General features: G+C 61.4%; 19 protein-coding genes and 1 pseudogene. 12 read left to right on the top strand and 8 right to left on the bottom strand.

Going from position 1 to position 25055, the window contains the following annotated elements:
* Positions 1 to 9 precede the first annotated feature (9 nt).
* Complete coding sequence (gene putP, locus PSH84_RS07100) at positions 10 to 1494, bottom strand: sodium/proline symporter PutP (RefSeq protein WP_122565359.1); 1485 nt, start codon at positions 1492 to 1494, stop codon at positions 10 to 12.
* Positions 1495 to 1956: 462 nt separating this feature from the next.
* Here putP and putA point away from each other — a divergent pair, with 462 nt between their 5' ends.
* Positions 1957 to 5910, top strand: coding sequence for a trifunctional transcriptional regulator/proline dehydrogenase/L-glutamate gamma-semialdehyde dehydrogenase (gene putA / locus PSH84_RS07095; RefSeq protein WP_305482458.1), 3954 nt, complete (start codon positions 1957 to 1959; stop codon positions 5908 to 5910).
* 267 nt (positions 5911 to 6177) lie between these two features.
* Positions 6178 to 7980, top strand: coding sequence for an acyl-CoA dehydrogenase (locus tag PSH84_RS07090; protein ID WP_122565357.1), 1803 nt, complete (start codon positions 6178 to 6180; stop codon positions 7978 to 7980).
* A gap of 216 nt (positions 7981 to 8196) precedes the next feature.
* Here PSH84_RS07090 and PSH84_RS07085 read toward each other — a convergent pair whose 3' ends face one another.
* Positions 8197 to 8499, bottom strand: coding sequence for a cell division protein ZapA (locus tag PSH84_RS07085; protein ID WP_092475855.1), 303 nt, complete (start codon positions 8497 to 8499; stop codon positions 8197 to 8199).
* A complete protein-coding gene (locus PSH84_RS07080) occupies positions 8496 to 8726 on the bottom strand; it encodes a hypothetical protein (protein WP_122565356.1) in 231 nt (76 codons plus the stop codon). Before PSH84_RS07080 ends, PSH84_RS07085 begins: the two co-directional genes overlap by 4 nt.
* 258 nt (positions 8727 to 8984) lie before the next feature.
* On the opposite strand from PSH84_RS07080, the pseudogene PSH84_RS28935 reads away from it, so the two are divergent.
* From PSH84_RS28935 to PSH84_RS07055, 6 genes and pseudogenes are all read left to right on the top strand, one after another.
* A pseudogene (locus tag PSH84_RS28935) lies at positions 8985 to 9707 on the top strand (MCP four helix bundle domain-containing protein); the annotation flags it as partial.
* 30 nt (positions 9708 to 9737) lie between these two features.
* Entirely contained in the window at positions 9738 to 10610 is an 873-nt protein-coding gene (locus PSH84_RS28930; RefSeq protein ID WP_436278761.1) for a methyl-accepting chemotaxis protein, read from the top strand.
* A gap of 276 nt (positions 10611 to 10886) precedes the next feature.
* Positions 10887 to 12629 (top strand): potassium/proton antiporter, encoded by a 1743-nt coding sequence (locus PSH84_RS07070; protein ID WP_122565354.1) that lies wholly within the window; start codon positions 10887 to 10889, stop codon positions 12627 to 12629.
* Positions 12630 to 12663: 34 nt separating this feature from the next.
* On the top strand, positions 12664 to 16026 hold the full coding sequence (mscK, locus tag PSH84_RS07065; RefSeq protein WP_305482457.1) for a mechanosensitive channel MscK: 3363 nt from the start codon (positions 12664 to 12666) through the stop codon (positions 16024 to 16026).
* 37 nt (positions 16027 to 16063) lie between these two features.
* On the top strand, positions 16064 to 17527 hold the full coding sequence (gene selO, locus PSH84_RS07060) for a protein adenylyltransferase SelO (protein WP_305482456.1): 1464 nt from the start codon (positions 16064 to 16066) through the stop codon (positions 17525 to 17527).
* Between the two features lie 560 nt (positions 17528 to 18087).
* Positions 18088 to 18438: a DUF6124 family protein gene (locus tag PSH84_RS07055; protein ID WP_305482455.1), complete on the top strand. Its 351-nt coding sequence runs from the start codon at positions 18088 to 18090 to the stop codon at positions 18436 to 18438.
* Positions 18439 to 18562: 124 nt separating this feature from the next.
* Here PSH84_RS07055 and PSH84_RS07050 read toward each other — a convergent pair whose 3' ends face one another.
* From PSH84_RS07050 to PSH84_RS07035, 4 genes are all read right to left on the bottom strand, one after another.
* Positions 18563 to 18964, bottom strand: a complete 402-nt coding sequence (locus PSH84_RS07050) for a helix-turn-helix domain-containing protein (protein WP_305482453.1) — start codon at positions 18962 to 18964, stop codon at positions 18563 to 18565.
* Positions 18961 to 19257: a type II toxin-antitoxin system HigB family toxin gene (locus PSH84_RS07045; RefSeq protein ID WP_305469399.1), complete on the bottom strand. Its 297-nt coding sequence runs from the start codon at positions 19255 to 19257 to the stop codon at positions 18961 to 18963. The genes PSH84_RS07050 and PSH84_RS07045 overlap by 4 nt, the downstream gene beginning before the upstream one ends.
* 166 nt (positions 19258 to 19423) lie before the next feature.
* On the bottom strand, positions 19424 to 19702 hold the full coding sequence (locus tag PSH84_RS07040; RefSeq protein WP_305469397.1) for a hypothetical protein: 279 nt from the start codon (positions 19700 to 19702) through the stop codon (positions 19424 to 19426).
* A 246-nt stretch (positions 19703 to 19948) separates the two neighbouring features.
* Positions 19949 to 20854, bottom strand: a complete 906-nt coding sequence (locus PSH84_RS07035) for a LysR substrate-binding domain-containing protein (protein ID WP_205929588.1) — start codon at positions 20852 to 20854, stop codon at positions 19949 to 19951.
* 207 nt (positions 20855 to 21061) lie between these two features.
* On the opposite strand from PSH84_RS07035, the gene ycaC reads away from it, so the two are divergent.
* Together ycaC and trxC are read left to right on the top strand one after the other, a co-directional pair.
* On the top strand, positions 21062 to 21688 hold the full coding sequence (gene ycaC / locus PSH84_RS07030; protein WP_018603387.1) for an isochorismate family cysteine hydrolase YcaC: 627 nt from the start codon (positions 21062 to 21064) through the stop codon (positions 21686 to 21688).
* A 173-nt stretch (positions 21689 to 21861) separates the two neighbouring features.
* Positions 21862 to 22284: a thioredoxin TrxC gene (gene trxC / locus PSH84_RS07025; protein WP_122565348.1), complete on the top strand. Its 423-nt coding sequence runs from the start codon at positions 21862 to 21864 to the stop codon at positions 22282 to 22284.
* 124 nt (positions 22285 to 22408) lie between these two features.
* Here the strand turns inward: trxC and PSH84_RS07020 are convergent, their stop codons facing one another.
* Positions 22409 to 23179 carry a ParA family protein gene (locus PSH84_RS07020; RefSeq protein ID WP_014336219.1) on the bottom strand — a complete coding sequence of 257 codons (771 nt, stop codon included), beginning with the start codon at positions 23177 to 23179 and terminating at the stop codon, positions 22409 to 22411.
* 352 nt (positions 23180 to 23531) lie between these two features.
* Between PSH84_RS07020 and PSH84_RS07015 the strand changes: the two genes are divergently transcribed.
* A complete protein-coding gene (locus PSH84_RS07015) occupies positions 23532 to 24260 on the top strand; it encodes a beta-ketoacyl synthase chain length factor (protein ID WP_122565346.1) in 729 nt (242 codons plus the stop codon).
* Positions 24236 to 25045 (top strand): lysophospholipid acyltransferase family protein, encoded by an 810-nt coding sequence (locus PSH84_RS07010; protein WP_122565345.1) that lies wholly within the window; start codon positions 24236 to 24238, stop codon positions 25043 to 25045. The genes PSH84_RS07015 and PSH84_RS07010 overlap by 25 nt, the downstream gene beginning before the upstream one ends.
* Positions 25046 to 25055 lie beyond the last annotated feature (10 nt).

The raw sequence follows: 25055 nt of genomic DNA, 5'->3' as shown, positions 1-25055 counted from the left end.
CTGAAGGCCTTACTGGTTCAGACGAAAATCTTTTTCCGCCGCGTCGAAGCGCTGCAGCATACCTGCGGTAGGCGAGCCCATCTTGCTGACGAAGTAGATGGCCAGGCTGGCGAAGATGAAGCCCGGGATGATTTCGTACAGGCCCAGCAACGCGAAGTGCTTCCAGACGATCACGGTGATTGCACCCACCAGAATGCCGGCGAGCGCGCCATTGCGGGTCATGTTCTTCCAGATCACGGAGATCAGGACAACCGGGCCGAAGGCGGCACCGAAACCGGCCCAGGCGTAGCTCACCAGGCCCAGTACGCGGTTTTCCGGGTTAGCGGCCAGGGCGATGGCCACCAAGGCCACCAGCAGCACCATGGCGCGGCCGACCCAGACCAGCTCCAGTTGGGAAGCGCTCTTGCGCAGGAAGGTCTTGTAGAAGTCTTCGGTCAGGGCACTGGAGCACACCAGCAACTGGCAGCTCAGGGTACTCATGACCGCCGCCAAGATGGCCGACAGCAACACGCCAGCCACCCATGGGTTGAACAGGATCTTCGCCAGCTCGATGAACACCCGCTCAGGGTTCTCGGTCACGGGGCCGGCCACGTCAGGGTGCGCCGAGAAGTAAGCGATGCCGAAGAAGCCCACAGCCACGGTACCGCCCAGGCAGAGGATCATCCAGGCCATGGAGATGCGACGGGCTTTGGCGATCGACTTGACCGAGTCCGCCGCCATGAAGCGCGCCAGGATGTGCGGTTGGCCGAAATAGCCCAGGCCCCAGCCCATCAGCGAGATGATGCCGATGAAGGTGGTGTTTTTCAGCATGTCGAAGGACGTAGGATCTTTCGCTTCAATGGCCAGGAACGTGGTGTCCACACCACCGGTGGCCAGCAGCACGATGATCGGCGTCAGGATCAGCGCGAAGATCATCAGGGTGGCTTGTACGGTGTCGGTCCAGCTCACGGCCAGGAAACCGCCGATGAAGGTGTAGGCGATGGTCGCTGCGGCACCGGCCCACAGCGCGGTCTCGTAGGACATGCCGAAGGTACTTTCGAACAGACGGGCGCCGGCCACGATGCCGGAAGCGCAGTAGATGGTGAAGAACACCAGGATCACCACCGCGGAGATGATCCGCAACAGCCCGCTCTTGTCTTCGAAACGGCTGGAGAAGTAATCCGGCAGCGTCAGGGCGTCACCGTTGTGCTCGGTCTGCACCCGCAGGCGGCCGGCCACGAACAGCCAGTTGAGATAGGCACCGATGACCAGACCGATGGCGATCCAGCTTTCCGACAGGCCAGACATATAGATGGCACCCGGCAAACCCATCAACAACCAGCCGCTCATGTCGGAAGCACCGGCGGACAATGCCGTGACCACGCTGCCCAGGCTGCGACCGCCCAGGATGTAATCGGAAAGGTTATTGGTGGAGCGGTAAGCCATCAGGCCGATCAGGACCATGGCTGCGATGTAGATCACAAAAGTGATCAAGGTGGGATTACTAACACTCATGAGTTACGCCCTGGCTTTGTTTTTATGGTGCGGTGGCAGTTGAAAGCGCCGACAACGCAGACGTTGTAGCGACGATTTGCAGTCCCGCGAATTTATGACTGATGTTTCCCCAGGAAAGCCATCAGCCGATGCCCCTCGGCTTGGAACCGGTTGCACCTTGGCCGTGAATGCTATTCAACAAATCAAATAAGGTGCAACCAGTTTCGTTCGAATAAGTTGCACCTGATCGGTTTTGTCGCATATTCGGCGTTTTTTGCTCCCTTTTAGTGCAGTCCAAAGCGCACCGTTAGAAGCCAAAGCACTATGCCGGTGCAGGAAGGACGGAGCCGAGCAGGCTTCCAGATGAGCTGCCGGTCATTTCACGAAAAAAAGGGTTGCACCCGGTTGCACCTCAATCATCGCACAGCTAATCTTGCCGCCAGCTGATGCCACGCCATACGTGGTAAACATGAGGATAAAAATATGGCTACCACCACCCTTGGGGTCAAACTCGATGACCCGACCCGCGAACGCCTCAAGGCGGCCGCAACCTCGATTGATCGCACGCCGCACTGGCTGATCAAGCAGGCAATTTTCAATTACCTGGAAAAACTCGAGGGTGGTGCAACCCTGACCGAGCTGAACGGTTCCCCTCGTACTGACAGCGATGATGCTGGCGATGTACAGGTCGACCACGCTCACCAATGCTTCCTCGAATTCGCCGAGAGCATCCTGCCGCAATCGGTCCTGCGCGCCTCCATCACCGCCGCTTACCGTCGCCCTGAGCCGGAAGTGGTGCCGATGCTGATCGAGCAGGCCCGCCTGCCGGCCGAAATGGCCGAAGCCACCAACAAGTTGGCGGCTTCGATTGCGGAAAAACTGCGTAACCAGAAAAGTGCCGGCGGCCGTGCCGGTATCGTTCAGGGCTTGCTGCAGGAATTTTCCCTGTCGTCCCAGGAAGGCGTGGCATTGATGTGCCTGGCGGAGGCGCTGCTGCGCATCCCGGACAAAGGTACCCGCGATGCGCTGATCCGCGACAAGATCAGCACCGGCAACTGGCAACCGCACCTGGGCAACAGCCCATCGCTGTTCGTCAACGCAGCCACCTGGGGCCTGTTGCTGACCGGCAAGCTGGTCGCCACCCATAACGAAGCAGGCCTGACCTCCTCCCTGAGCCGCATCATCGGCAAGAGCGGCGAGCCGATGATCCGCAAGGGCGTCGACATGGCCATGCGCCTGATGGGCGAACAGTTCGTCACCGGCGAAACCATCGCCGAGGCCCTGGCCAACGCCAGCAAGTTCGAAACCAAGGGTTTCCGTTATTCCTACGACATGCTGGGTGAAGCCGCACTCACCGAACATGATGCCCAGAAGTACCTGGCCTCGTACGAACAAGCCATTCACTCGATCGGCAAAGCGTCCCACGGCCGTGGGATTTATGAAGGCCCGGGCATTTCCATCAAACTCTCGGCCCTGCACCCGCGCTACAGCCGCGCCCAGTACGAGCGCGTCATGGACGAGCTGTACCCGCGCCTGCTGTCGCTGACCTTGCTGGCCAAGCAATACGACATCGGCCTGAACATCGACGCCGAAGAAGCCGACCGCCTCGAACTGTCCCTGGACCTGTTGGAGCGCCTGTGCTTCGAGCCGCAACTGACCGGCTGGAACGGCATCGGCTTCGTGATCCAGGCCTACCAGAAGCGCTGCCCGTATGTGATCGACTACGTCATCGACCTGGCTCGCCGCAGCCGCCACCGCCTGATGATTCGCTTGGTAAAAGGCGCGTACTGGGACAGCGAGATCAAGCGCGCCCAAGTCGAAGGCCTGGAAGGCTATCCGGTCTATACCCGCAAGGTGTACACCGACGTGTCCTACATCGCTTGCGCGCGCAAACTGTTGTCGGTGCCGGAAGTCATCTACCCGCAGTTCGCCACGCACAACGCCCATACCTTGTCGGCCATTTACCACATCGCCGGTCAGAATTATTACCCGGGCCAGTACGAATTCCAGTGCCTGCACGGCATGGGTGAGCCGCTGTACGAACAGGTTGTAGGCAAGGTCTCCGAAGGCAAGTTGAACCGTCCGTGCCGTGTGTACGCCCCGGTCGGCACCCACGAAACCCTGCTGGCCTACCTCGTACGCCGCTTGCTGGAAAACGGCGCGAACACCTCGTTCGTCAACCGCATCGCCGACCAGTCGATTTCCATCCAGGAGCTGGTGGCCGATCCAGTGGCCAGCATCGAGCAGATGGCAACCCTGGAAGGCGGTTTCGGCCTGCCGCACCCGCGCATCCCACTGCCGCGTGACCTGTACGGCAGCGACCGCGCCAACTCCAGCGGCATCGACCTGGCCAACGAGCATCGTCTGGCGTCGCTGTCCTGCGCCCTGCTGGCCACTGCCCATAACGATTGGAAAGCCGTGCCGATGCTCGGTTGCGCTGCCAGCGAAGAAACCCCGGCAGCGGTGCTGAACCCGTCTGATCACCGCGATGTGGTCGGCCATGTGCAGGAAGCCACGGTCGCCGACGTCGACAACGCCATCCAGTGCGCCCTCAACGCCGCACCGATCTGGCAGGCCACGCCGCCAGCCGAGCGCGCCGCGATCCTGGAACGTGCCGCTGACCTGATGGAAGGCGAGATCCAACCGCTGATGGGCCTGCTGGCCCGCGAAGCCGGCAAGACCTTCGCCAACGCCATTGCCGAAGTCCGTGAAGCCGTGGATTTCCTGCGTTACTACGCGGTGCAGGCGCGCAACGATTTCACCAACGACGCCCACCGCCCTCTGGGCCCGGTGGTCTGCATCAGCCCGTGGAACTTCCCGCTGGCGATTTTCAGCGGCCAGGTCGCCGCTGCATTGGCCGCCGGCAACCCGGTTCTGGCCAAGCCCGCCGAGCAGACGCCACTGGTGGCTGCCCAGGCCGTGCGTTTGATGCTTGAGGCAGGCATTCCGGAAGGCGTCCTGCAACTGCTGCCGGGTCGCGGCGAAACCGTCGGCGCCCGCCTGGTGGGTGACGAGCGGGTCAAAGGCGTGATGTTCACCGGCTCCACCGAAGTCGCCCGCCTGCTGCAACGCAACATCGCCGGACGCCTGGACAACCAGGGTCGTCCGATCCCGCTGATCGCCGAAACCGGCGGCCAGAACGCCATGATCGTCGACTCCTCGGCCCTGACCGAACCAGTGGTCATCGACGTAGTGTCCTCGGCCTTCGACAGTGCCGGCCAGCGTTGCTCGGCCCTGCGGGTCCTGTGCCTGCAGGAAGATTCCGCGGACCGTGTCATCGAAATGCTCAAGGGCGCCATGGCCGAATCGCGCCTCGGCAATCCTGAGCGCCTGTCGGTGGACATCGGCCCGGTGATCGACGCCGAAGCCAAGGCCGGCATCGAAAAACACATCCAGGCCATGCGCGACAAAGGTCGCACCGTCTACCAGATGGCGATCGCCGACAGTGACGAGTGCAAGCGCGGCACCTTCGTGATGCCGACCTTGATCGAGCTGGAAAGCTTCGATGAACTGCAGCGCGAGATCTTTGGCCCGGTGCTGCACGTGGTGCGCTACAAGCGCAAGGAACTGGATCAGTTGATCAACCAGATCAACGCTTCCGGCTACGGCCTGACCCTGGGCGTGCACACGCGCATCGACGAGACCATCGCCAAGGTCATCGACAACGTGCATGCCGGCAACGTCTACGTGAACCGCAACATCGTCGGTGCAGTGGTCGGTGTACAACCGTTTGGTGGCGAAGGCCTGTCGGGCACCGGTCCCAAGGCCGGTGGTCCGCTGTACCTGTACCGCCTGCTGTCGACACGCCCTACCGATGCGATCCAGCAATCCTTCGTCCGTGGCGATGCCCTGGCGGCGCCGGACCTGCGTTTGCGCGAAGCCATGGGTAAACCGCTGGCCGCGCTGCAATCCTGGGCCGACAGCCAGAAGCTCGCCGAGTTGAGCGCCCTGTGCGTGCAGTTCGCCGCCCAGTCGCAAAGCGGTATTACCCGTCTGTTGACCGGTCCGACCGGCGAACGCAACAGTTACGCCATCCTGCCGCGCGAGCACGTGCTGTGCCTGGCCGACGTGGAAGGCGACCTGCTGACGCAACTGGCGGCCGTACTGGCCGTGGGCGGCTCGGCCGTGTGGCCGGAAACCGACACCAGCAAAGCGTTGTTCGCACGCTTGCCGAAGGACATTCAGGCACGTATCCAGCGGGTTTCCGACTGGGCCAAGGACGAAGTGGTGTACGACGCAGTCCTGCACCACGGTGACTCGGATCAACTGCGCAGCGTTTGCCAGCAGGTGGCCAAGCGTGCCGGCGCCATCGTCGGGGTCCACGGTTTGTCCCAGGGCGAGACCAACATTGCACTGGAGCGCCTGGTGATCGAGCGCGCCTTGAGCGTCAACACCGCCGCGGCGGGTGGTAACGCCAGCCTGATGACCATCGGCTAAACCGCTGCAACCAGGCGCCTGCAAGGGGTGCCTGGTCATAGAAATCCCTGTGTGCGAGCTTGGTGGGAGCAAAGCTTGCTCGCGATCCAGGCGCTGCGGTCCTCAAGAGACCGCGGCGCTTTCATCGCGGGCAAGCCTTGCTCCCACAAAGCCCGCTCCCACATTGGATTAGTGTCACCCTAACCTCTGCATCACTGCCATCAATCATCCTGTTCAGCCTCCATTCCCACGCCTAGACTCGGCCCATTCCAAAAAAGGTAGGCCGCCATGTCCGAGACGTTGCTCAGTTCCCGCAATCTGGCTTTCGAGCTGTATGAAGTCCTCGATGCCGAGGGCCTGACCCAGCGCGAGCGGTTTGCCGAACACAATCGCGAAACCTTCGACGCAGCCCTCGGCACGGCCCGCAGTATCGCCGAGAAATTTTTCGCGCCCCATAACCGCAAGAATGATGAAAACGAACCGCGCTACGAGAACGGCCAGGCGATCCTGATTCCCGAGGTCAAGCCGGCGGTGGATGCCTTCCTCGAGGCGGGCTTTCTCAACGCCGCGCGCAGCTTCGAGGCGGGTGGCATGCAACTCCCGACGTTGCTGTCCCAGGCTTGCTTCGCACACTTCCAGTCGGCCAATGCCGCATCGACCTCTTACCCGTTCCTGACCATGGGCGCGGCGAACCTGATCGAAAGCTTCGGCAGCGAGGAGCAAAAGCAACGCTTCCTGCAACCGATGATCGACGGCCGCTTCTTCGGCACCATGGCCCTGACCGAGCCCCATGCAGGTTCTTCACTGTCGGATATTCGTACACGCGCTGAACCGGCTTCCGACGGTACCTATCGACTCAAGGGCAACAAGATCTTCATCTCCGGCGGCGATCACCCGTTGTCGGAAAACATCGTGCACATGGTCTTGGCGAAATTGCCGGACGCCCCACCGGGTGTGAAAGGCATTTCGCTGTTTATCGTGCCCAAGTTCCTGGTCAACGACGATGGCAGCCTCGGCCCGCGTAACGACGTGCTGCTGGCCGGGCTGTTCCACAAGATGGGCTGGCGCGGCACCACGTCGACCGCGCTGAACTTCGGCGACAACGGCGAATGTGTCGGTTACCTCGTAGGAAAACCGCACCACGGCCTGAGCTACATGTTCCAGATGATGAACGAGGCGCGGATCGGCGTCGGCATGGGCGCGGTGATGCTGGGTTACGCCGGCTACCTGTATTCCCTTGAGTACGCTCGCGAACGCCCACAGGGCCGAGTGCCCGACAGCAAGGACCCGACCACCGCCCCCGTGGCGATCATCCAGCACGCCGACGTGCGCCGCATGCTGTTGACCCAGAAGGCCTACGTCGAGGGTTCGTTTGACCTGGGCTTGTACGCGGCCCGGCTGTTCGATGACACCACCACCCTGGACAGCGAAGCCGAGCGTCGGCGCGCCCATGAACTGCTGGACCTGCTGACCCCCATCGTCAAATCCTGGCCCTCGGAGTTCTGCCTGAAAGCCAACGAGCTGGCGATCCAGATTCTCGGCGGCCACGGCTACACCCGCGAATACCCGGTGGAACAGTATTACCGCGACAACCGCCTCAACCCGATCCATGAAGGCACCCACGGCATCCAGTCCCTGGACCTGCTGGGGCGCAAGCTGGCGCAGAACGGTGGTGCCGGGCTCAAGCAATTGATCCGTCTGGTGGCCGACACCACTGAACGGTCCCAGGCTCACCCCTCATTGACGCCGTTGCGTCAGCCGCTGGAAGCGTTGGTGGCACGCCTGCAAACCGTCACCCTCGGCCTGCTGACGGACCTGGCCCAAGGCAAAGTCAACAGCAGCCTCGCCAACTCCGCACTGTACCTGAAGGTGTTCGGGCACATGGTGATTGGCTGGCGCTGGCTGGAACAGGCGATTCGGGCCGAGGAAGGCCTGGCCAAGGGCAATGCCGCGGACAGCGACTTCTATAACGGCAAGCTGCAAGCGGCGCGCTACTTCCTGACCTGGGAAGTGCCGGGGTGTCACCATGAGCTAGAGCTGCTCGAAGCGCGGGATGATACGTGTTCGGGGATGCGGGATGAGTGGTTCTGAGCCGGGTCTTGCAGCGGGGCTGAAAACCAATCGCGAGCAAGCTCGCTCCCACATGGGGGGCAAGTGGACACAATATTTGCGTTCACCACCAATCCATTGTGGGAGCGAGCTTGCTCGCGATAGCGGTATGTCAGTTGCAATTGATCTGCCTGATCCACCGCCATCGCGAGCAAGCTCGCTCCCACACAAACCCCACCGTCAGCATTCGCTAACGGTTCAGGCCTGCTGAATCGTCTTGGCAATCACCTCGACCGTGGCGCTGACTTGCTCTTGGTAACGGTCGAGTTCTGCCTGATGGCTCTTCTGCATTTCAATCTGTTGCGAACACAGATTCATGGCCGCCAATACCAGCAGGCGATCACCGATCAGTGTCGGGTATTTCCTTTTCGTGTCGGCCAGTGCGGCCTTGAGCATCGAAGCGGCGTCCAACAGGGCCTGCTCCTGCCCGGCCGGCGCTTTGATTGAATAGTCTTCTCCCAGGATCGAGATGACCGTCACCCCATCGACGCCGTGCTTCATGCGCTGACAGGACCGGCGCTGGCGCGCTCGATCAGGGCCTGGATGCGGGCGGCGGTGGCGCCGTGCAGTTCTTCCTGTTCCATCAGGCTCAGTTGCAGGCTTTCGTTTTCATCCTTGGCCCGGGCAAGTTCCGCGCTCAGGGTTTCGTTCAGGCCGGTCAGGCGCAGGTTCTGTTGCACCAGGTCGTTGACCAGTTGCTCCAGTTGGCTGAGGGATGTTTCCAACATATTGATTTCCAGGCTTTTCCAAGGGGCGCGTACGATAAAGAAAAGTCACCGCCGATGCCACGCTTTACAAAGGTGGCGGTGCTTGGCTCGCGAGCTGTAGAGACTACGATTCAAGCATCCGGTTCCTACCCTTCGTCGCGTGACAAGCGTTGCCCTGCGACAAAAGCCCACAGCGCCTCAAGACTTCAGGCGTATGACCGATAAGTCAGGGAACAGCAGTCTCAGCCCGCACGGACGCATCTTCTTTCGGTACTTTCCATGTCCCTACGTAATATGAACATCGCGCCGCGGGCGTTCCTGGGGTTTGCCTTGATTGGCGCCCTGATGCTGGCCCTTGGGGTATTCGCCCTGAGCCAGATGAGCAAAATCCGCGGGTCCGGCGAAAGCATTGCCCAAAACAGCGTGCCCAGCATCAAGGCCCTGGATGAGTTCACCCAGCTCACCCTGCGCCTGCGCGTATTGTCCTATCGCTTGCTGGTCAACCGCGAACCGGACATCCAGCAGAAAACCTACGATCTGTTCGAACAACGCAGCCAACAGATCCGCGCGGCCCAGACCGCCTACGAAAAGCTCATCAGCGCACCGGACGAACGAGCCGCCTACGATCAGTATGTGCAACTGCTCGGGCAGTACCGTCAGCTCGAAGAGCGCATGAAGACCCTGTCGCGCAACAATCAGGTCGATGAACTGCGCACGCTGCTCAACACTGAACTGCTGAGTAACTCCGATGCCATCAATGCCGCAATCGGCCGCTTGGTGGAGATCAACAACCAGCAAGCCGAGGCCCTCAATCAGGGCGCAGCGCAACAATATTCAAGCGCTTTCAACTGGGTAGTCACCTTACTGGTCATCGCCACCGGCCTGACCCTGCTGTTCGCCTGGCTGCTGACCAACAGCATCACCCAGCCGATTGCCAACGCGCTGGAGGCCGCCGAAGAAATAGCCAAGGGCAACCTGACCCGGCCGATTACCGTCGATGGCAGCGACGAAGCCGGCCGCCTGCTGCGGGCGATGTCGACCATGCAGGAAAAACTGCGCGACACCTTGCAGCGGATCTCCGGCTCGGCCACGCAACTGGCCTCCGCCGCCGAAGAGCTCAACAGCGTCACCGACGAAAGCGCCCGGGGCCTGACCCAGCAGAACAACGAAATCGAACAGGCCGCGACAGCGGTCAACGAGATGACCAGCGCCGTGGAAGAAGTCGCGCGCAATGCGGTCAGCACCTCCGAAGCCTCGAAACACGCCACCACGTCCGCTGGCGACGGCCGCGACCTGGTGCAGGAAACCGTCGGCGCCATTGAACGCATGAGTGCCGACGTGCAGAGCACCGCCACGCTGATCGGCAACCTGGCCAACGAGTCCCGCGACATCGGCAAAGTGCTGGACGTGATCCGTGGCCTGGCCGACCAGACCAACCTGCTGGCCCTGAACGCCGCCATCGAAGCGGCCCGTGCCGGTGAGGCCGGGCGTGGCTTCGCGGTGGTAGCCGACGAAGTCCGCGCACTGGCTCACCGCACCCAGCAGTCGACCAGCGAGATCGAACGCATGATCGGCAGCATCCAGAGCGGCACCGAACACGCCGTGGACTCGATGCGCAACAGCACCGAGCGCGCCGAATCGACCTTGAACATCGCCCGCGGTGCCGGGATGTCCCTGGACACGATCAACACCGCCATCGTGGAGATCAACGAACGCAACCTGGTGATCGCCAGCGCCGCCGAGGAGCAGGCCCAGGTGGCCCGTGAAGTGGACCGCAACCTGGTGAACATCCGCGACCTGTCGGTGCAATCGGCCACCGGCGCCAACCAGACCAGTGCCGCCAGCGCCGAACTGTCGCGCCTGGCCGTGGATTTGAACAGCATGGTTGGGCGGTTCAGCCTTTAACCGCAAACCCTTGATCGCTCACAATCCGTGAGCGATCAATGCTGTTGTGGCGAGGGAGCTTGCTCCCGCTGGGCTGCGAAGCGGCCCCAAAACTTCAAAAGCGACGACTGCTTCGCAGCCGAGCGGGAGCAAGCTCCCTCGCCACAAGGGCTGCGCCCAGAACCCCGGTCCCCCAACCTTTTTTGACAGCATCACATTTCAACAGGTTAGAATCGCTGGCACGCAGACTGCATGGTCAGTCTGTGCCCGCCCCTCAGTTTTCCCGGAGTAACGCCTTTGACTGCAACGACCATCAACAGCCTGTTCTTGATCGGCGCGTTGCTGGTAGGTGCGAGCATCCTGGTCAGTTCTCTTTCGTCCCGCCTGGGCATCCCGATTCTGGTGATCATCCTGGCCGTGGGCATGGTCGCCGGTGTCGACGGCGCCGGTATTCTTTTCGATAACTACGCCACGGCCTACCTGGTCGGCAACCTCGCCTTGGCGGTGATCCTGCTGGACGGCGGCTTGCGCACGCGGGTGTCGAGCTTTCGCGTAGCGTTGTGGCCGGCGTTGTCCCTGGCCACGGTCGGGGTGCTGATCACCACCGGGCTGACCGGCCTGGCGGCGGCGTGGCTGTTCAATCTGAACTTGATGCAAGGTCTGCTGATTGGCGCCATCGTCGGTTCGACCGATGCCGCGGCAGTGTTCTCGCTGCTGGGCGGCAAGGGCCTGAACGAACGGGTCAGCGCAACACTGGAGATCGAGTCCGGCAGCAACGACCCCATGGCGGTGTTCCTCACCGTCACCCTGATCGGCATGCTCGCCAGTGGCGAAACCGGCCTGCATTGGAACCTGCTGGGGCACCTGGTACGCGAGTTCGGCATCGGCGCGGTGATCGGCCTGGGCGGTGGTTGGCTGATGCTGCAATTGGTCAATCGCATCAACCTGGCCAACGGACTCTATCCGATCCTGGTCATCAGCGGCGGCCTGGCGGTATTCGCCCTGACCAACGCCCTGCATGGCAGCGGCTTCCTGGCGGTGTACCTGTGCGGCCTGGTGCTGGGCAATCGCCCGGTACGCAGCCGCCACGGCATCCTGCACATGCTCGATGGCATGGCCTGGCTGGCGCAGATCGGCATGTTCCTGGTGCTGGGGCTGCTGGTCACGCCCCACGACCTGTTGCCGATCGCCCTGCCGGCCCTGGGGCTGGCGTTGTGGATGATCCTGTTTGCCCGCCCGTTGTCGGTCATGGTCGGCCTGCTGCCGTTCAAGGCGTTCCATGGTCGTGAAAAAGCCTTCATTTCCTGGGTCGGCCTGCGCGGCGCGGTGCCGATCATCTTGGCAGTGTTCCCGCTGATGGCCGGCCTGCCCCACGCCCAGCTCTATTTCAACCTGGCATTCTTTATCGTGTTGGTCTCGCTGCTGGTGCAGGGCACGAGCCTGCCGTGGGTCGCCAAGTTGCTGCATGTGACCGTCCCGCCCGAGCCGCTACCGATTTCCCGGGCCGCGCTGGAAGTGCACGTCACCAGCGAGTGGGAGCTGTTCATCTATCGCCTGGGCGCGGAGAAATGGTGCATCGGCTCGCCCCTGCGGGACCTGAAAATGCCTGAAGGCACCCGTATCGCCGCCCTGTTTCGGGGTCAGCAACTGCTCCATCCGTCGGGTAGTACGGTGTTGGAAGTCGATGATTTGCTGTGTGTTATCGGCCATGAACACGATTTGCCGGCCCTTGGAAAACTGTTCAGCCAAGCGCCGCAACGGGGCCTGGATTTGCGCTTTTTCGGCGACTTCGTACTCGAAGGAGACGCCCAGCTGGCCGCGGTTGCCGCGCTGTACGGGTTGAAGCTGGACGGCATCGATCCAGACATGTCCCTGGGCCGCTTCATTGCCCAGAAAGTCGGCGGTGCGCCGGTGGTCGGCGACCAGGTGGATTGGAACAACACCCTGTGGACCGTCGCGGCCATGGACGGGAACAAGATCGGCAAAGTGGGCGTCAGATTCCCCGAAGGAAGTCGCCCGGGTCCCGGCTTGTTCCTCTAAACTGCTCCCACTCTCACTTGCTCGACCGGTCTCTATGCCTACCCTGCGCTCCTTTTTCGCCATTGCCCTGCTGGGCCTGAGTCTCTCCGTCTGCACAGTGCAAGCCGCAGATCTTCCCACCAGCACCTCGGTGCAGGCCAGCTTGGACAAGATCGCCGACCGCAAACTGCCGGAAGCCGACCAGAAAGCCCTGCAGGCCGTCTTGCAGAACACGCTGACCCAGCTCAACAACAAGGCTGACTACGAACAGAAGTTGCAGGCGCTCAAGCAGCAACTGGCCACTGCGCCCAAGCAGAACATCGAGAACCAGCGCGAACTGGCGCGGCTCAAGAGCACCACCGTGGTGCCGGTGGCGCAACGCTATGGCAACCTGCCGATTCCCCAGCTCGAGCAAATGCTCTCGGATCGCTCCACCCAGCAGAGTGATCTGCAAAAAGCCCTGGCCGATGCCAACAGCCTGATCATCACCGCCCAGACCCGTCCCGAGCGTGCCCAGGCGGAAATTTCCAGCAGCCAGACCCGCATCCGGCAGATCAATACCATCCTCAAGGCCGGCCGGGACGCCGGCAAGACCTTGAGCGGCGAGCAGCGCGACCAGCTCAACGCCGAGTTGGCGGCGCTCAATGCGCTGATCCCGTTGCGCCGCCAGGAACTGGCCGGCAACAGCCAACTGCAGGACCTGGGCAACGGCCAGCACGATCTGCTGATGGAAAAAATCGCCCGCATGGAGCAGGAAATCCAGGACCTGCAGAACCTGATCAACCAGAAGCGCCTGGCCCAATCCCAGGAGACGGTGACCCAGCAATCCATTGAGGCCCAGAAGGCCGGTGGCAGCAGCTTGCTGGCCACCGAAAGCGCGGCCAACCTGAAGCTCTCCGACTACCTGCTCAAAAGCACCGACCGCCTCAACGAGGTCACCCAGCAAAATCTGCAGACCAAGCAACTGCTGGACAACGTGACCCAGACCGACGCCGCCCTGGACGAGCAAATCAGCGTGCTCAAGGGCAGCCTGCTGCTCTCCAAGATCCTCTACAAGCAGCGCCAGACCCTGCCACGCCTGAAGCTCGACCAGAACCTCGCCGACCAGATCGCCGACATCCGCCTGTACCAGTTCGAAGTCAGCCAGCAGCGTGAGCTGCTGAACAACCCCAGCGCCTACGTCGACAACCTGCTGGCCTCCCAGCCTTCGGAACAAGCCACGCCGCAACTGCGCAAGACCTTGCTGGAACTGGCACTGACCCGCGTCGACCTGCTGGAACGCCTCAACCGCGAGTTGAGCGCGGTGCTCAACGAATCCATCACCTTGCAGCTCAACCAGAAGCAGTTGCTCAGCACCGCCCAGAACCTGCGGGCGACCCTCGAAGAGCAGATGTTCTGGATTCCCAGCAACAAGCCGCTGGATTTCGAATGGATGCGGGCCGTGCCGACGCGCCTGGAGAAACAGGTCGACTCGCTGCCCTGGGCCTCCAGTCTCAGTGAACTGGCCGATGGCCTGACCCAGCGGCCATTGCTGTTCCTGCCCCTGGCGCTGCTGATCGGTGCGCTGCTGTGGCGGCGCAAGCATCTTTATGCTCGCCTGAACAAGGTTCACCAGGACGTTGGCCACTTCAAGCGCGACAGCCAGTGGCACACCCCCCAGGCGATCCTGATCAATATCCTGCTGGCGATGCCGGTGGCCCTGGGGCTGACCCTCTGCGGCTATGCCTTGCAGATCGACGCCCGCGGCCAGAACGCCAACCTCGGCGCGGCGCTGCTGCAGATCGGCCAGGCCTGGCTGGTGTTCTACACCGCCTATCGAGTGCTGGCGCCGGGCGGCGTGGCCGAGTTGCATTTTCGCTGGGAGAAACCCCAGGTCGAATTCCTCCAAGGCTGGATCCGCCGGCTCGGGCTGGTGGTGCTGGCGTTGGTGGCCGTGGTGGCCGTGGCCGAGTTGCAACCCTCGACCCTGGCCGATGACGTACTCGGCATGCCGGTGGTGCTGACCTGCTACGCGCTGATGGCCTGGTTGCTCAGCCGCCTGTTGCTCAGCAGCCCAACGCACAGGAACACCTCGCTGTTCCGCAAGGCCGTCGGGGTGCTGTTCACCGCGCTGCCGATCGCGCTATTCGTAGCGGTGTGCTTCGGCTACTACTACACCGCGCTGAAGCTCAGCGACCGCTTGATCAACACCCTGTACCTGCTGATGTTCTGGCTGGTGATCGAGGCCACCTTCGTCCGCGGCCTGTCGGTGGCGGCGCGGCGCCTGGCCTACCAGCGTGCCCTGGCCAAGCGCCAGGCCGCCAAGGAAGCCGGCGACGGCGAAGCGGTGGTCGAGGAGCCGACCCTGGACATCGAGAAGGTCAACGAACAGTCCCTGCGCCTGATCCGCCTGGCCCTGCTGGGCGGTTTCATCGCCGCGCTGTACTGGGTCTGGTCGGACCTGATCAGCGTGTTCTCCTACCTGGACAACATCACCCTCTACGAATACACCAGCGGCACCGGCGCCAACATGAGCATGGTGCCCATCAGCATTGGCGACATGCTCGGGGCGCTGATCATCATCGGCATCACCTTCGCCCTGGCGCGCAACCTGCCAGGCCTGCTTGAAGTGTTCGTGCTGTCGAAGCTGAACCTGGCCCAGGGCAGTGCGTATGCCACCACCACGTTGCTGTCCTATGTGATCGCCGGTGTCGGCTTTGTCACCACCCTGTCCACCCTGGGCGTGAGCTGGGACAAACTGCAATGGCTGGTGGCCGCGCTGTCGGTGGGCCTGGGCTTCGGCATGCAGGAGATCTTCGCCAACTTCATCTCCGGGATCATGATCCTGTTCGAGCGTCCGGTGCGCATCGGCGACACCATCACCATCGGCAACCTGTCGGGCACGGTCAGCAAGATCCGCATTCGTGCGACCACCATCACCGACTTCGACCGCAAGGACATCATCGTCCCGAACAAGACCTTTATCACCGGGCAACTGATCAACTGGTCGCTGACCGACACCGTCACCCGGGTGACTCTGAAACTGGGCGTGGACTACGGCTCGGACCTGGATCGGGTGCGTGAATTGCTGCTCAAGGCCGCGCGTGACAACCCCCGCGTCTTGAAGGAGCCGGAGCCGATCGTGTACTTCCTGAACTTCGGTGAAAGTACCCTGGACCATGAGCTGCGCATGCATGTGCGCGACCTCGGCGACCGCAACCCGGTGCTGGACGAGATCAACCGCTTCATCAATCGGGAATTCAAGAAGGAGCACATCAACATCTCCTTCCGGCAGATGGAAATCTATCTGAAGAACCTTCAGGGCCAGGAATACAAACTGGTGCCTGCCGAGCCCGACAAAAAGACCATCACGCCCGTGCCGTCGGCTGTCGCCAGCATCAAGCCGGTGCCTGAACCGCCGCAAGGCACACTCGACTGATCGCGGGTTGCCTGCGGGCGTCCCGCCGGAGACGGCCATGAAAACGCTGGAAACCCTGACCTTCGATAACCGCTTCGCCCGCCTGGGCGACGGTTTCTCGGCCCACGTGCTGCCCGAGCCCATCGACAATCCACGACTGGTGGTCGCCAGCCCGGCGGCCATGGTGTTGCTGGACCTCGACCCCGCTGAAGCCGACGCACCGCTGTTCGCCGAGATCTTTGGCGGCCACAAGCTCTGGGCCGAAACCGAGCCACGGGCGATGGTGTATTCCGGGCATCAGTTCGGGCATTACAACCCGCAATTGGGTGATGGCCGCGGGTTGCTGCTGGGCGAGGTGTACAACGAGGCCGGCGAGCACTGGGACCTGCACCTCAAGGGCGCCGGCCAGACGCCGTTTTCACGGATGGGCGACGGGCGCGCGGTGCTGCGTTCCTCGATTCGCGAATTCCTCGCCTCCGAAGCCCTGCACGCCCTCGGCATCCCCACCACCCGCGCCTTGTGCGTGATCGGCTCGGACACCCCGGTGTGGCGGGAAAAGCAGGAGCGCGCCGCCATGGTGCTGCGCCTGGCCCCCAGCCATGTGCGCTTCGGGCATTTCGAATATTTCTACTACACCAAGAAGCCAGAGCTGCACGCGGCCCTCGCCGAGCACGTGTTGAATCTGCATTTTGCCGAGTGCCGCGAGCAGCCGGAGCCGTACCTGGCGATGTTCCGCGAAATCGTCGAGCGCAACGCAGAGCTGATTGCCAAATGGCAAGCCTACGGTTTCTGCCACGGCGTGATGAACACCGACAACATGTCGATCCTGGGCATCACCTTCGACTTCGGGCCGTTCGCGTTCCTCGACGACTTCGACGCCAACTTCATCTGCAACCACTCCGATGACCAGGGTCGCTACTCGTTCAGCAACCAGGTGCCCATCGGCCAGTGGAACCTCAGTGCCCTGGCCCAGGCCCTGACGCCCTTCATCAGCGTCGACGCCCTGCGCGAGACCCTCGGGTTGTACTTGCCGCTGTACCAGGCCCACTACCTGGACCTGATGCGCCGCCGCCTCGGCCTGACCGGCGCCGAAGAAGATGACCAGAAGTTGCTGGAACGCCTGCTGCAATTGATGCAGAACAGCGGCGTCGACTACAGCCTGTTCTTCCGCCGACTGGGCGACCAGGCGCCCGAGCAAGCCGTCGCCACCCTGCGCGACGACTTCGTCGACCTCAAGGGCTTCGACGCCTGGGGCGAGCTCTATGTCGCCCGCGTCAACCGCGAAGGCCCCGTCGACCAAGACCAGCGCCGCGCCCGCATGCACGCCGTCAACCCGCTGTACGTGCTGCGCAACTACCTGGCCCAGAAAGCCATCGACGCCGCCGAATCAGGCGACTACGAAGAAGTCCGCCGCCTGCACACGGTGCTGAGCAAGCCGTTCGATGAACAACCGGGCATGGACAGCTACGCGCAGCGCCCGCCGGAGTGGGGCAAGCACCTGGAGATCAGTTGCTCGTCATAACACTCCCTTGCCACAGGTTCAGGGTTGTCTGGGAGAAAGTCATCGCGAGCAAGCTCGCTCCCACATTGGGAACTGTGTGATCGCAATACTTGCGACAACACCCACCCCCTGTGGGAGCGAGCTTGCTCGCGATAGCAATCTTCAATTCATCAAAGACTTCTCAGTCCAACGCCTGAACATCAAGCCAATCCACTCCCCGTAAAAATCACCGCGTTTATTTCGATGTAGGACCATTTAGGAGCAGGCTACGCCGCCTTGCGCCATTGCCTACAACTACGCCAGAATCCGCCGGCTTGTGCGCCTTGGGGTCGGGCTTTATCGTTTCCCCGTCGCTGAAAATCAGCGATCGGGTTTAGCGATCCGACTCAACACAGACGCAACAATGCCCAGTCTCGATTGCAGTCCTTTACGTCTGCAACTCGCTTAATGGTGGCTGTGCGTGGGAGACCTTCTGGTCTACCCGGGGTTTCTGTGACCCGGATCGCTAACCTGCGTACAGCCGCCACCTTTACTTGTTTAGCGATAGGTCGTGGTGGCTCAACCAATCACGGAGATTCGCCATGTTCAAAGCAACCCCCAACCCACCAGACATCGATCCAGCCAACCCAAACTCAAAAGAATTCGACGAAACGGCAGACCGCGTCCTCGACTACTACCTCAACCCAAAACCCAGCAAACCCGAGGCCGATCCAGGCCAACTGTTCACCGTCGTCAATGGCGTCGACACAGAAACCCTGCTCGCCAACCTCAGCGAAAACCTAGCCTCGGCCAACGCCATGATCAGTGACCTGGCATTCGACCTGAAAGGCTCCAGGCGACACATTGCCATGGGCATTCAGCAGTTGATCGAACTGAGCGGCTTACTGGCGAACTGCGCACTGGACAGTGTCGAACCACGCCAGTCGACATAGCACATCCCCCTGTGGCAAGGGAGCTTGCTCCCGCTGGGCTGCGCAGCAGCCCCAGAACCTCATAAGCGACGACTGCTTCGCAGCCGAGCGCGAGCTTGCTCCCTCGCCACAGCGCGCCAAGCCATCAAATAAAGGTTTCAACCGATACGCCGAAGCGCTCCGCCAGCCAGCGGATCTGCCTTAAATTGAGCTGGCGCTTACCACTCAATATCTCCGACACCACCGACTGGGTGCCTATGCCCGGCAAATCGCTCTGGCTCAAACCGTGTTCACGCATCAGATAACGAAGCGCCTCAACGCCAGTGGCCTTGGGCATCGGCCGGTGTTGATGGTCCCAGGCCTCGATCCATTCACCGATGATGTCCACCAGGCTCATCAGCGGATGGGCTTCTTCTTCGCCAACCAATTCCAACAATTCATCGAGCGCTGCAGCCAACCGGTCGTAATCCTCTTCGCTCCTGGGCTTACGCAGCAGGGGCGACACAAACTCCCAATGGGCGGCGACTTGTTCGATCAGTGCACTCATCCCTTTTGCTCCTTCCACTTGCCTCTGTCATATTCCCGATGGTCAAGCACGCATTTGATATACAGACGCTGCGCTCGGTATCGAATCACCGCAATCAGCCGCAACTTGTTTCCACCGATGTCAAACACATGCAGCGGACCGACCTTATCGGTTGCCGGAAATATGGATTTCATCGCTGCGAAATCTGCCGGGCTATTACGCTTGATCAGCCGATACCATTGATCCAACGCATTCGCTGAATGTGGCCATTTCTCCTTGGCCTCCCAAATGCGTTTCTCAGTGATCACATGCATGCAACGTCCTTATCGCATTTTGCTATGGAGGAAGTTAACCACAAATCTGGCGCATCGCAAATTGCGATAGCGCCAGTTAGACAAATGGTCAGCTCTTGCTGGTTTCCAGCCTAGTCGCCAAAAGCTTTAGGTCTCGGTAAGAAATGTGAGCAGATATGAGTCCTGCTCATCCAACCTTATCGTTCCCCTGCTCAGGCGTCTCGATCCCCGGTTCTGCCTCCTCAACCCCCTTCTCCTTGGGTTTGGCAGGTGGCTTTTCCTCGGGATAGCCGGGCATGCCGCGGACGTCTTCAGGGGTCAGTTCATCCCGGTCGTGGCGGCGGTCGATGGCGTAGGACGGAGCGGCGTTGGGATCTTCGTCGCGGCCGGCGGTGCCGAGTACGAAGCCGTCGTCGTTGGGGTTGTCCACTGCCTGGGGCGTGGTTGGATCTTGAGGATGGCTCATGGGACCTCCTGGGTTGCAAACAGGTACGTGGTGTCTTTTTGAGGCCGTGACACCTTTTCAGTGCAGCGCACCTGATGAATGGCAGCCTTGGATACCTTTGGCGAAACTCGGAAGGAAGATCGGTGAAAAGCCTGTGGGAGCTGAGCTTGCTCGCGATGAAGGCACCACGATCTACCGGAAGATCGCGTTATCGTTCATCGCGAGCAAGCTTGGCTCCCACAGCACGCTCACTCAAGAGCGCCTGCCCTACGCCATATCGCTGTGGCTGAATTCCTCGGCCAGAAAATCGATCAGCGTACGCACCGACGGCAGCAACCCACGTCGTGAGGCAAAGATCGCATGGACGATGCCACACTTGGGCGTCCAGCCTGGCACCAGTTCCACCAGCCGCCCGGCCGCAACGTCCTCACGCACCACCACGGTGGGCAGGTGAGCGATGCCGATGCCTGCCAGCACGGCGTGACGCAGGGCCAGCAGGTCGTCGGTGACCATGCGCGGTTCATGGCGGATCAGCGCGCGGGTGCCGTCCGGGCCGAACAACTCCCATTGGTATTCCCGCTGCGCCGCGCCCCAGTGCACGCTGGGCAAGCCGTTGAGGTCCGCCGGGGAGGCCGGTGAAGACAAGCACTCCAGAAACGCCGGGCTACCTACCAGGCATTGGGTGCTGTTGCTCAGCACCTTCATGACCATGTCGGTGTTTTCCAGCGGTGGAAAGCGCACCCGCAAGGCGATATCGAACCCTTCGTGAATCAGGTCGACCCGGCGGTTGGTGCTCTCGATGAACAACTCCACCCGTGGGTACTTGAGCATATAGCGGGTCAGCATCGGCCCGACCCAACTGTTGAGCAGCGCCGTCGGGCAACTGATGCGCACCAGCCCCTGGGGTTCGGAGCGGTTGCGCTCGATCACCTCCGCCGCGCTCTCGGCCTCGACCCGCATCGCCAGGCAGCGCTGGTAATAGGCCTGGCCGATCTCGGTCAACGTGCAGTGGCGGCTGGTGCGATGAAGCAAGCGTACCCCGAGCCGATCTTCCAACTGGGCGATACGCCGGCTGAGCTTGGACTTTGGCATGTCCAGCGCCCGGCCCGCGGCGGCGAACCCACGGTGCTCGACCACCTGGGTGAAGTAGTAAAGCGTATTGAGGTCTTCGATGATCGTTCTCCAAATAGAACGCTAAGGCGGATTTTTGCAGTCTAGCGATTCAAAGGTGCCAGTTTTAATCTACACCCATCGAAACGCAACACGGTTTGAAGCCGAAGCGCTTCGACCGGATGAGTCACCGATCAATCGCTACACCGACATTAAAAACCTTAACCACGCCGAAACCTTCGGCAACCAAAACTTAATGAGGGCTACGCCATGACTACTTCCTACAACCGTCTCGACAAAGATAACGCCGCCGTCCTGCTGGTCGATCACCAAGCCGGCCTGCTGTCCCTGGTACGCGACATCGACCCGGACCGCTTCAAGAACAACGTGCTGGCCCTGGCTGATCTGGCGAAGTACTTCCAACTGCCGACCATCCTCACCACCAGCTTCGAAACCGGCCCCAACGGCCCGTTGATGCCCGAACTCAAGACCCTGTTCCCGGATGCGCCGTACATCGCTCGCCCTGGTCAGATCAACGCTTGGGACAACGAAGATTTCGTCAAGGCGATCAAGGCCACCGGCAAGAAGCAACTGATCATCGCCGGCGTCGTCACTGAAGTCTGCGTAGCCTTCCCGGCACTGTCGGCCCTGGCCGAAGGTTTCGAAGTGTTCGTGGTCACCGACGCGTCCGGCACGTTCAACGAACTGACCCGTCAATCGGCCTGGGACCGCATGTCATCCTCGGGTGCACAACTGATGACCTGGTTCGGCCTGGCCTGTGAACTGCACCGCGACTGGCGCAACGACGTGGAAGGGCTGGCGACCTTGTTCTCCAACCACATCCCGGACTATCGCAACCTGATGACCAGCTACAACACGCTGACCAACGCCAAGTAATAGCCACACCGATCTACCCTTGTGGGAGCGAGCTTGCTCGCGATAGCGGTCTGACAGTCAATGCAGTATTGACTGATACGCCGCCATCGCGAGCAAGCCCGCTCCCACAGGTTTTTGTGGTGATTTCTATATAGTGTTCAATCTGTAAATGATTTTTCCTGGAGACTGACCTGATGCTGATCCCCTGCCCCCATTGCAACGGGCTCAATCGCATACCCGCCGAACGCCTGGGCGACCAGCCCAAGTGCGGGCGCTGCAAGGCCCAGGTGTTATTGAGCAAACCGTTCGAACTCAAGCAAGGCGACTACGCCAGCCAGATCAAGGGTGACCTGCCGTTGCTGGTGGATGTGTGGGCCGATTGGTGTGGGCCGTGCAAGTCCTTTGCGCCGGTATTCGAACAGGCCGCCGCGCAACTGACGGGCAAATGCCGGCTGGCCAAGCTCGACAGCGAGGCCAACCAGCAGTTGTCGGCGCAGTTGGGGATCCGCTCGATTCCCAGCCTGATCCTGTTCAAGGATGGCCGGGAGGTGGCGCGCCAGAGTGGGGCGCTGCCGTTGCCGCAGTTGATGGGTTGGTTGCGTAGCCAGGGGATTTAAAACAAAGCACTGTGTGGGAGCGAGCTTGCTCGCGATGGCGATGTATCAGTCAATACTGCATCGACTGTCAGACCGCCATCGCGAGCAAGCTCGCTCCCACAGTGGACTTGTATAAGCCTGTCTATCAGGCACTTTCCAGCAAACTATGCAACTCCATGAACTGCTGGGTCAGCTTGTGCCGTGGGTCGAGATGGATCAGCGGCAGGCTGGCCTGGTGGGATTCGCGCATGCGTACTGAACTGCTCAGGTACACCGGCAATACCGGCAGGCCTTCGGCGATCAGTTCGTCGAGAATCTGCTGTGGCAGGCTGGCGCGAGCCTGGAACTGATTAACCACAATGCCTTCGACTTCCAGGCCTTCGTTATGGTCGTCCTTGAGCTCTTCGATTTCCGCCAGCAGGCCATACAGCGCCTGACGGGAAAAACTGTCGCAGTCGAAAGGGATCAATACCCGATCAGCGGCGATCAACGCCGAAACCGCATAGAAATTCAACGCTGGCGGGGTGTCCAGGTAAATCCGGTCGTAATCCTCCTCCAGCTCTTCGAGCAATTTGCGCAGCTTGTTGATCTTGTGCTTGGCCTCGAGCTTGGGCTGCAGGTCCGTCAACTCCGCCGTGGCGGTGATGACATGCAAGTTGTCGAACGGCGTTTCGTAGATATCCACCTTATTCTTTTTCGAGAAGGGCCCGGACGACAGGGTCTGCTTGAAGAAGTCGGCAATGCCCATGGGAATGTCATCGCCGGTCAAGCCAGTCAGGTACTGAGTGGAGTTGGCCTGGGCATCCAGGTCTACCAACAACGTGCGATAGCCCTCGCTGGCGCTGACTGCCGCCAGATTACAGGCGATGCTGGACTTGCCCACGCCACCTTTCTGATTGAACACCACACGCCGCATGTCAAAACCTCCGTGTATCAAAGATTCCCGAGTGTAGTAGGCCGCGACACCGCTTAGCTACCTTCTGCGTAGAAGGACTACAGCAACAGTGGCTTTTCCAACGATTCAGGCGTCAATTTTGCCGGGGCAATGACAGAAACAACCGGCAGACACGCTCACGGTGATCGCGACAATGGTCCAAGCCCTGGCATTGAGCGGACCGGCCCGTACATTTTGCTGGGCAAAATGTAACCAGTATTTGCTACAAGCCAACCGCACCGGGATAATGCGCGCCACTTGGGTCGCAAGACCATGCAGGGTTGGACGCGGGTCAAACCACTGAACCGTGACAATAAAAGCCCGCAGGGGTGGGATGAAGTTTGTGATCAATTTCAATATCGCCCAATGGCGCGCGTGGGCCCCTGGGCTCGAAAGCGTGGACGATTGGCAGGCATGGAGCCGACAGCCGGTGGTATTGCCGGCCAGCGACGCCGCCCCTGACGTATCGTTCCTGCCGGCCATGCAGCGTCGGCGCCTCAGCCGCCTGGCGCGGATGGCCTTCAGCGTCGGCTGGCCACTGGCCGAGGATCGGCCGGACCTACCGTTGGTCTTTATTTCCCGTCACGGCGAAACCCCGCGCACTTTCGAGATTCTCAAGGACCTGGCAGCCGACCAGCCCTTGTCGCCGACCCAGTTCAGCCTGTCGGTGCACAACGCCGTGATTGGCCTGTGGTCGATCATGCGCGGCGAAACCAGCGAAATGACTGCCCTGGCCGCTACCGGTGACGGCTTGGAACACGGTGTGCTGGAAGCCGCCGCATTACTGAATGAGGGCTCGCCGGCGGTGTTGCTGGTGATCACCGAAGAACAACCGCCGCAGGTCTACGCACCGTGGGTCAATGACGTGCCATTCCCCTATGCCGTGGGCCTGCTGCTGACCCCGGGCGATGACTGGCAACTGGACCTGTCCGCGCAGGCCGGCCAGTTGCATGGCAACGACTGGCCCCATGCCCTGGATCTGTTGCGTACCCTGCTGAACAACGAAACCACCTGCCAACATGCCTGGAAGAATCGTGTATGGACCTGGCAACGCAACCGGTGACCGGTAAACATCGCGACGCCTATTACTGGCGCCTGGTCGCGACCGCCGCAAGCTTCGCCCTGTTCGGGCTGGGCGGGCTGTGCCTGCGTTTACTGGTTTTTCCGTTGCTGGCCTGGCTGCCCGGCGATGCCCAGGCCCACCGCCAAAGGGCCCGCCGCACCGTTGGGCGGTTGTTCTGGTTCTTTATCCGCTTCATGGCCCGCACCGGCGTGCTCACCTATCAGATCGATGGCGCCGAACGGCTCGGGCGCCCCGGGCAGATGATCATTGCCAATCACCCGTCGCTGATCGACGTGGTGTTCCTGATCGGGCTGGTGCCCGACGCCAACTGCGTAGTCAAGCAAAGCCTGTGGGACAATCCTTTTACCCGTGGTCCATTGCGTTCAACCCAGTACATCAGCAATGACGGCAGCATGGACATGCTCGATGCCGCCAGCGACGCGCTGCAAGATGGCCAGGCGCTGATCGTCTTCCCCGAAGGCACGCGCACCCAGCCAGGCCAGGTGCCGGCCTTTCATCGAGGGGCCGCGGCCATCGCCCTGCGGGGTGCGAAAATCCTCACGCCCGTCACGATCAAGGTCAACCCCACGACCCTGACCAAGGCTGAACCCTGGTATCGCATCCCCCAGCGCCGCGTGCACTTCAGTTTTCACGTCGGGGCCGATATAGATCCACAGGCGTTCGCCGCGCTCGGCCCGCCGCCCCAGGCCTCGCGCAGGCTCAACGATTTTTTGCATCACTATTACATCAAGGAGCTCGCCGAAGATGAGCGATCTGCACCGTGACATCAAACAG

Origin of the sequence: Pseudomonas beijingensis (assembly GCF_030687295.1) — a bacterium.
In the GTDB taxonomy this organism is placed as follows: domain Bacteria; phylum Pseudomonadota; class Gammaproteobacteria; order Pseudomonadales; family Pseudomonadaceae; genus Aquipseudomonas; species Aquipseudomonas beijingensis.
The sequence above is the reverse complement of the archived record's forward strand: the minus strand, read 5'-3'. Positions and strand labels throughout refer to the sequence as shown.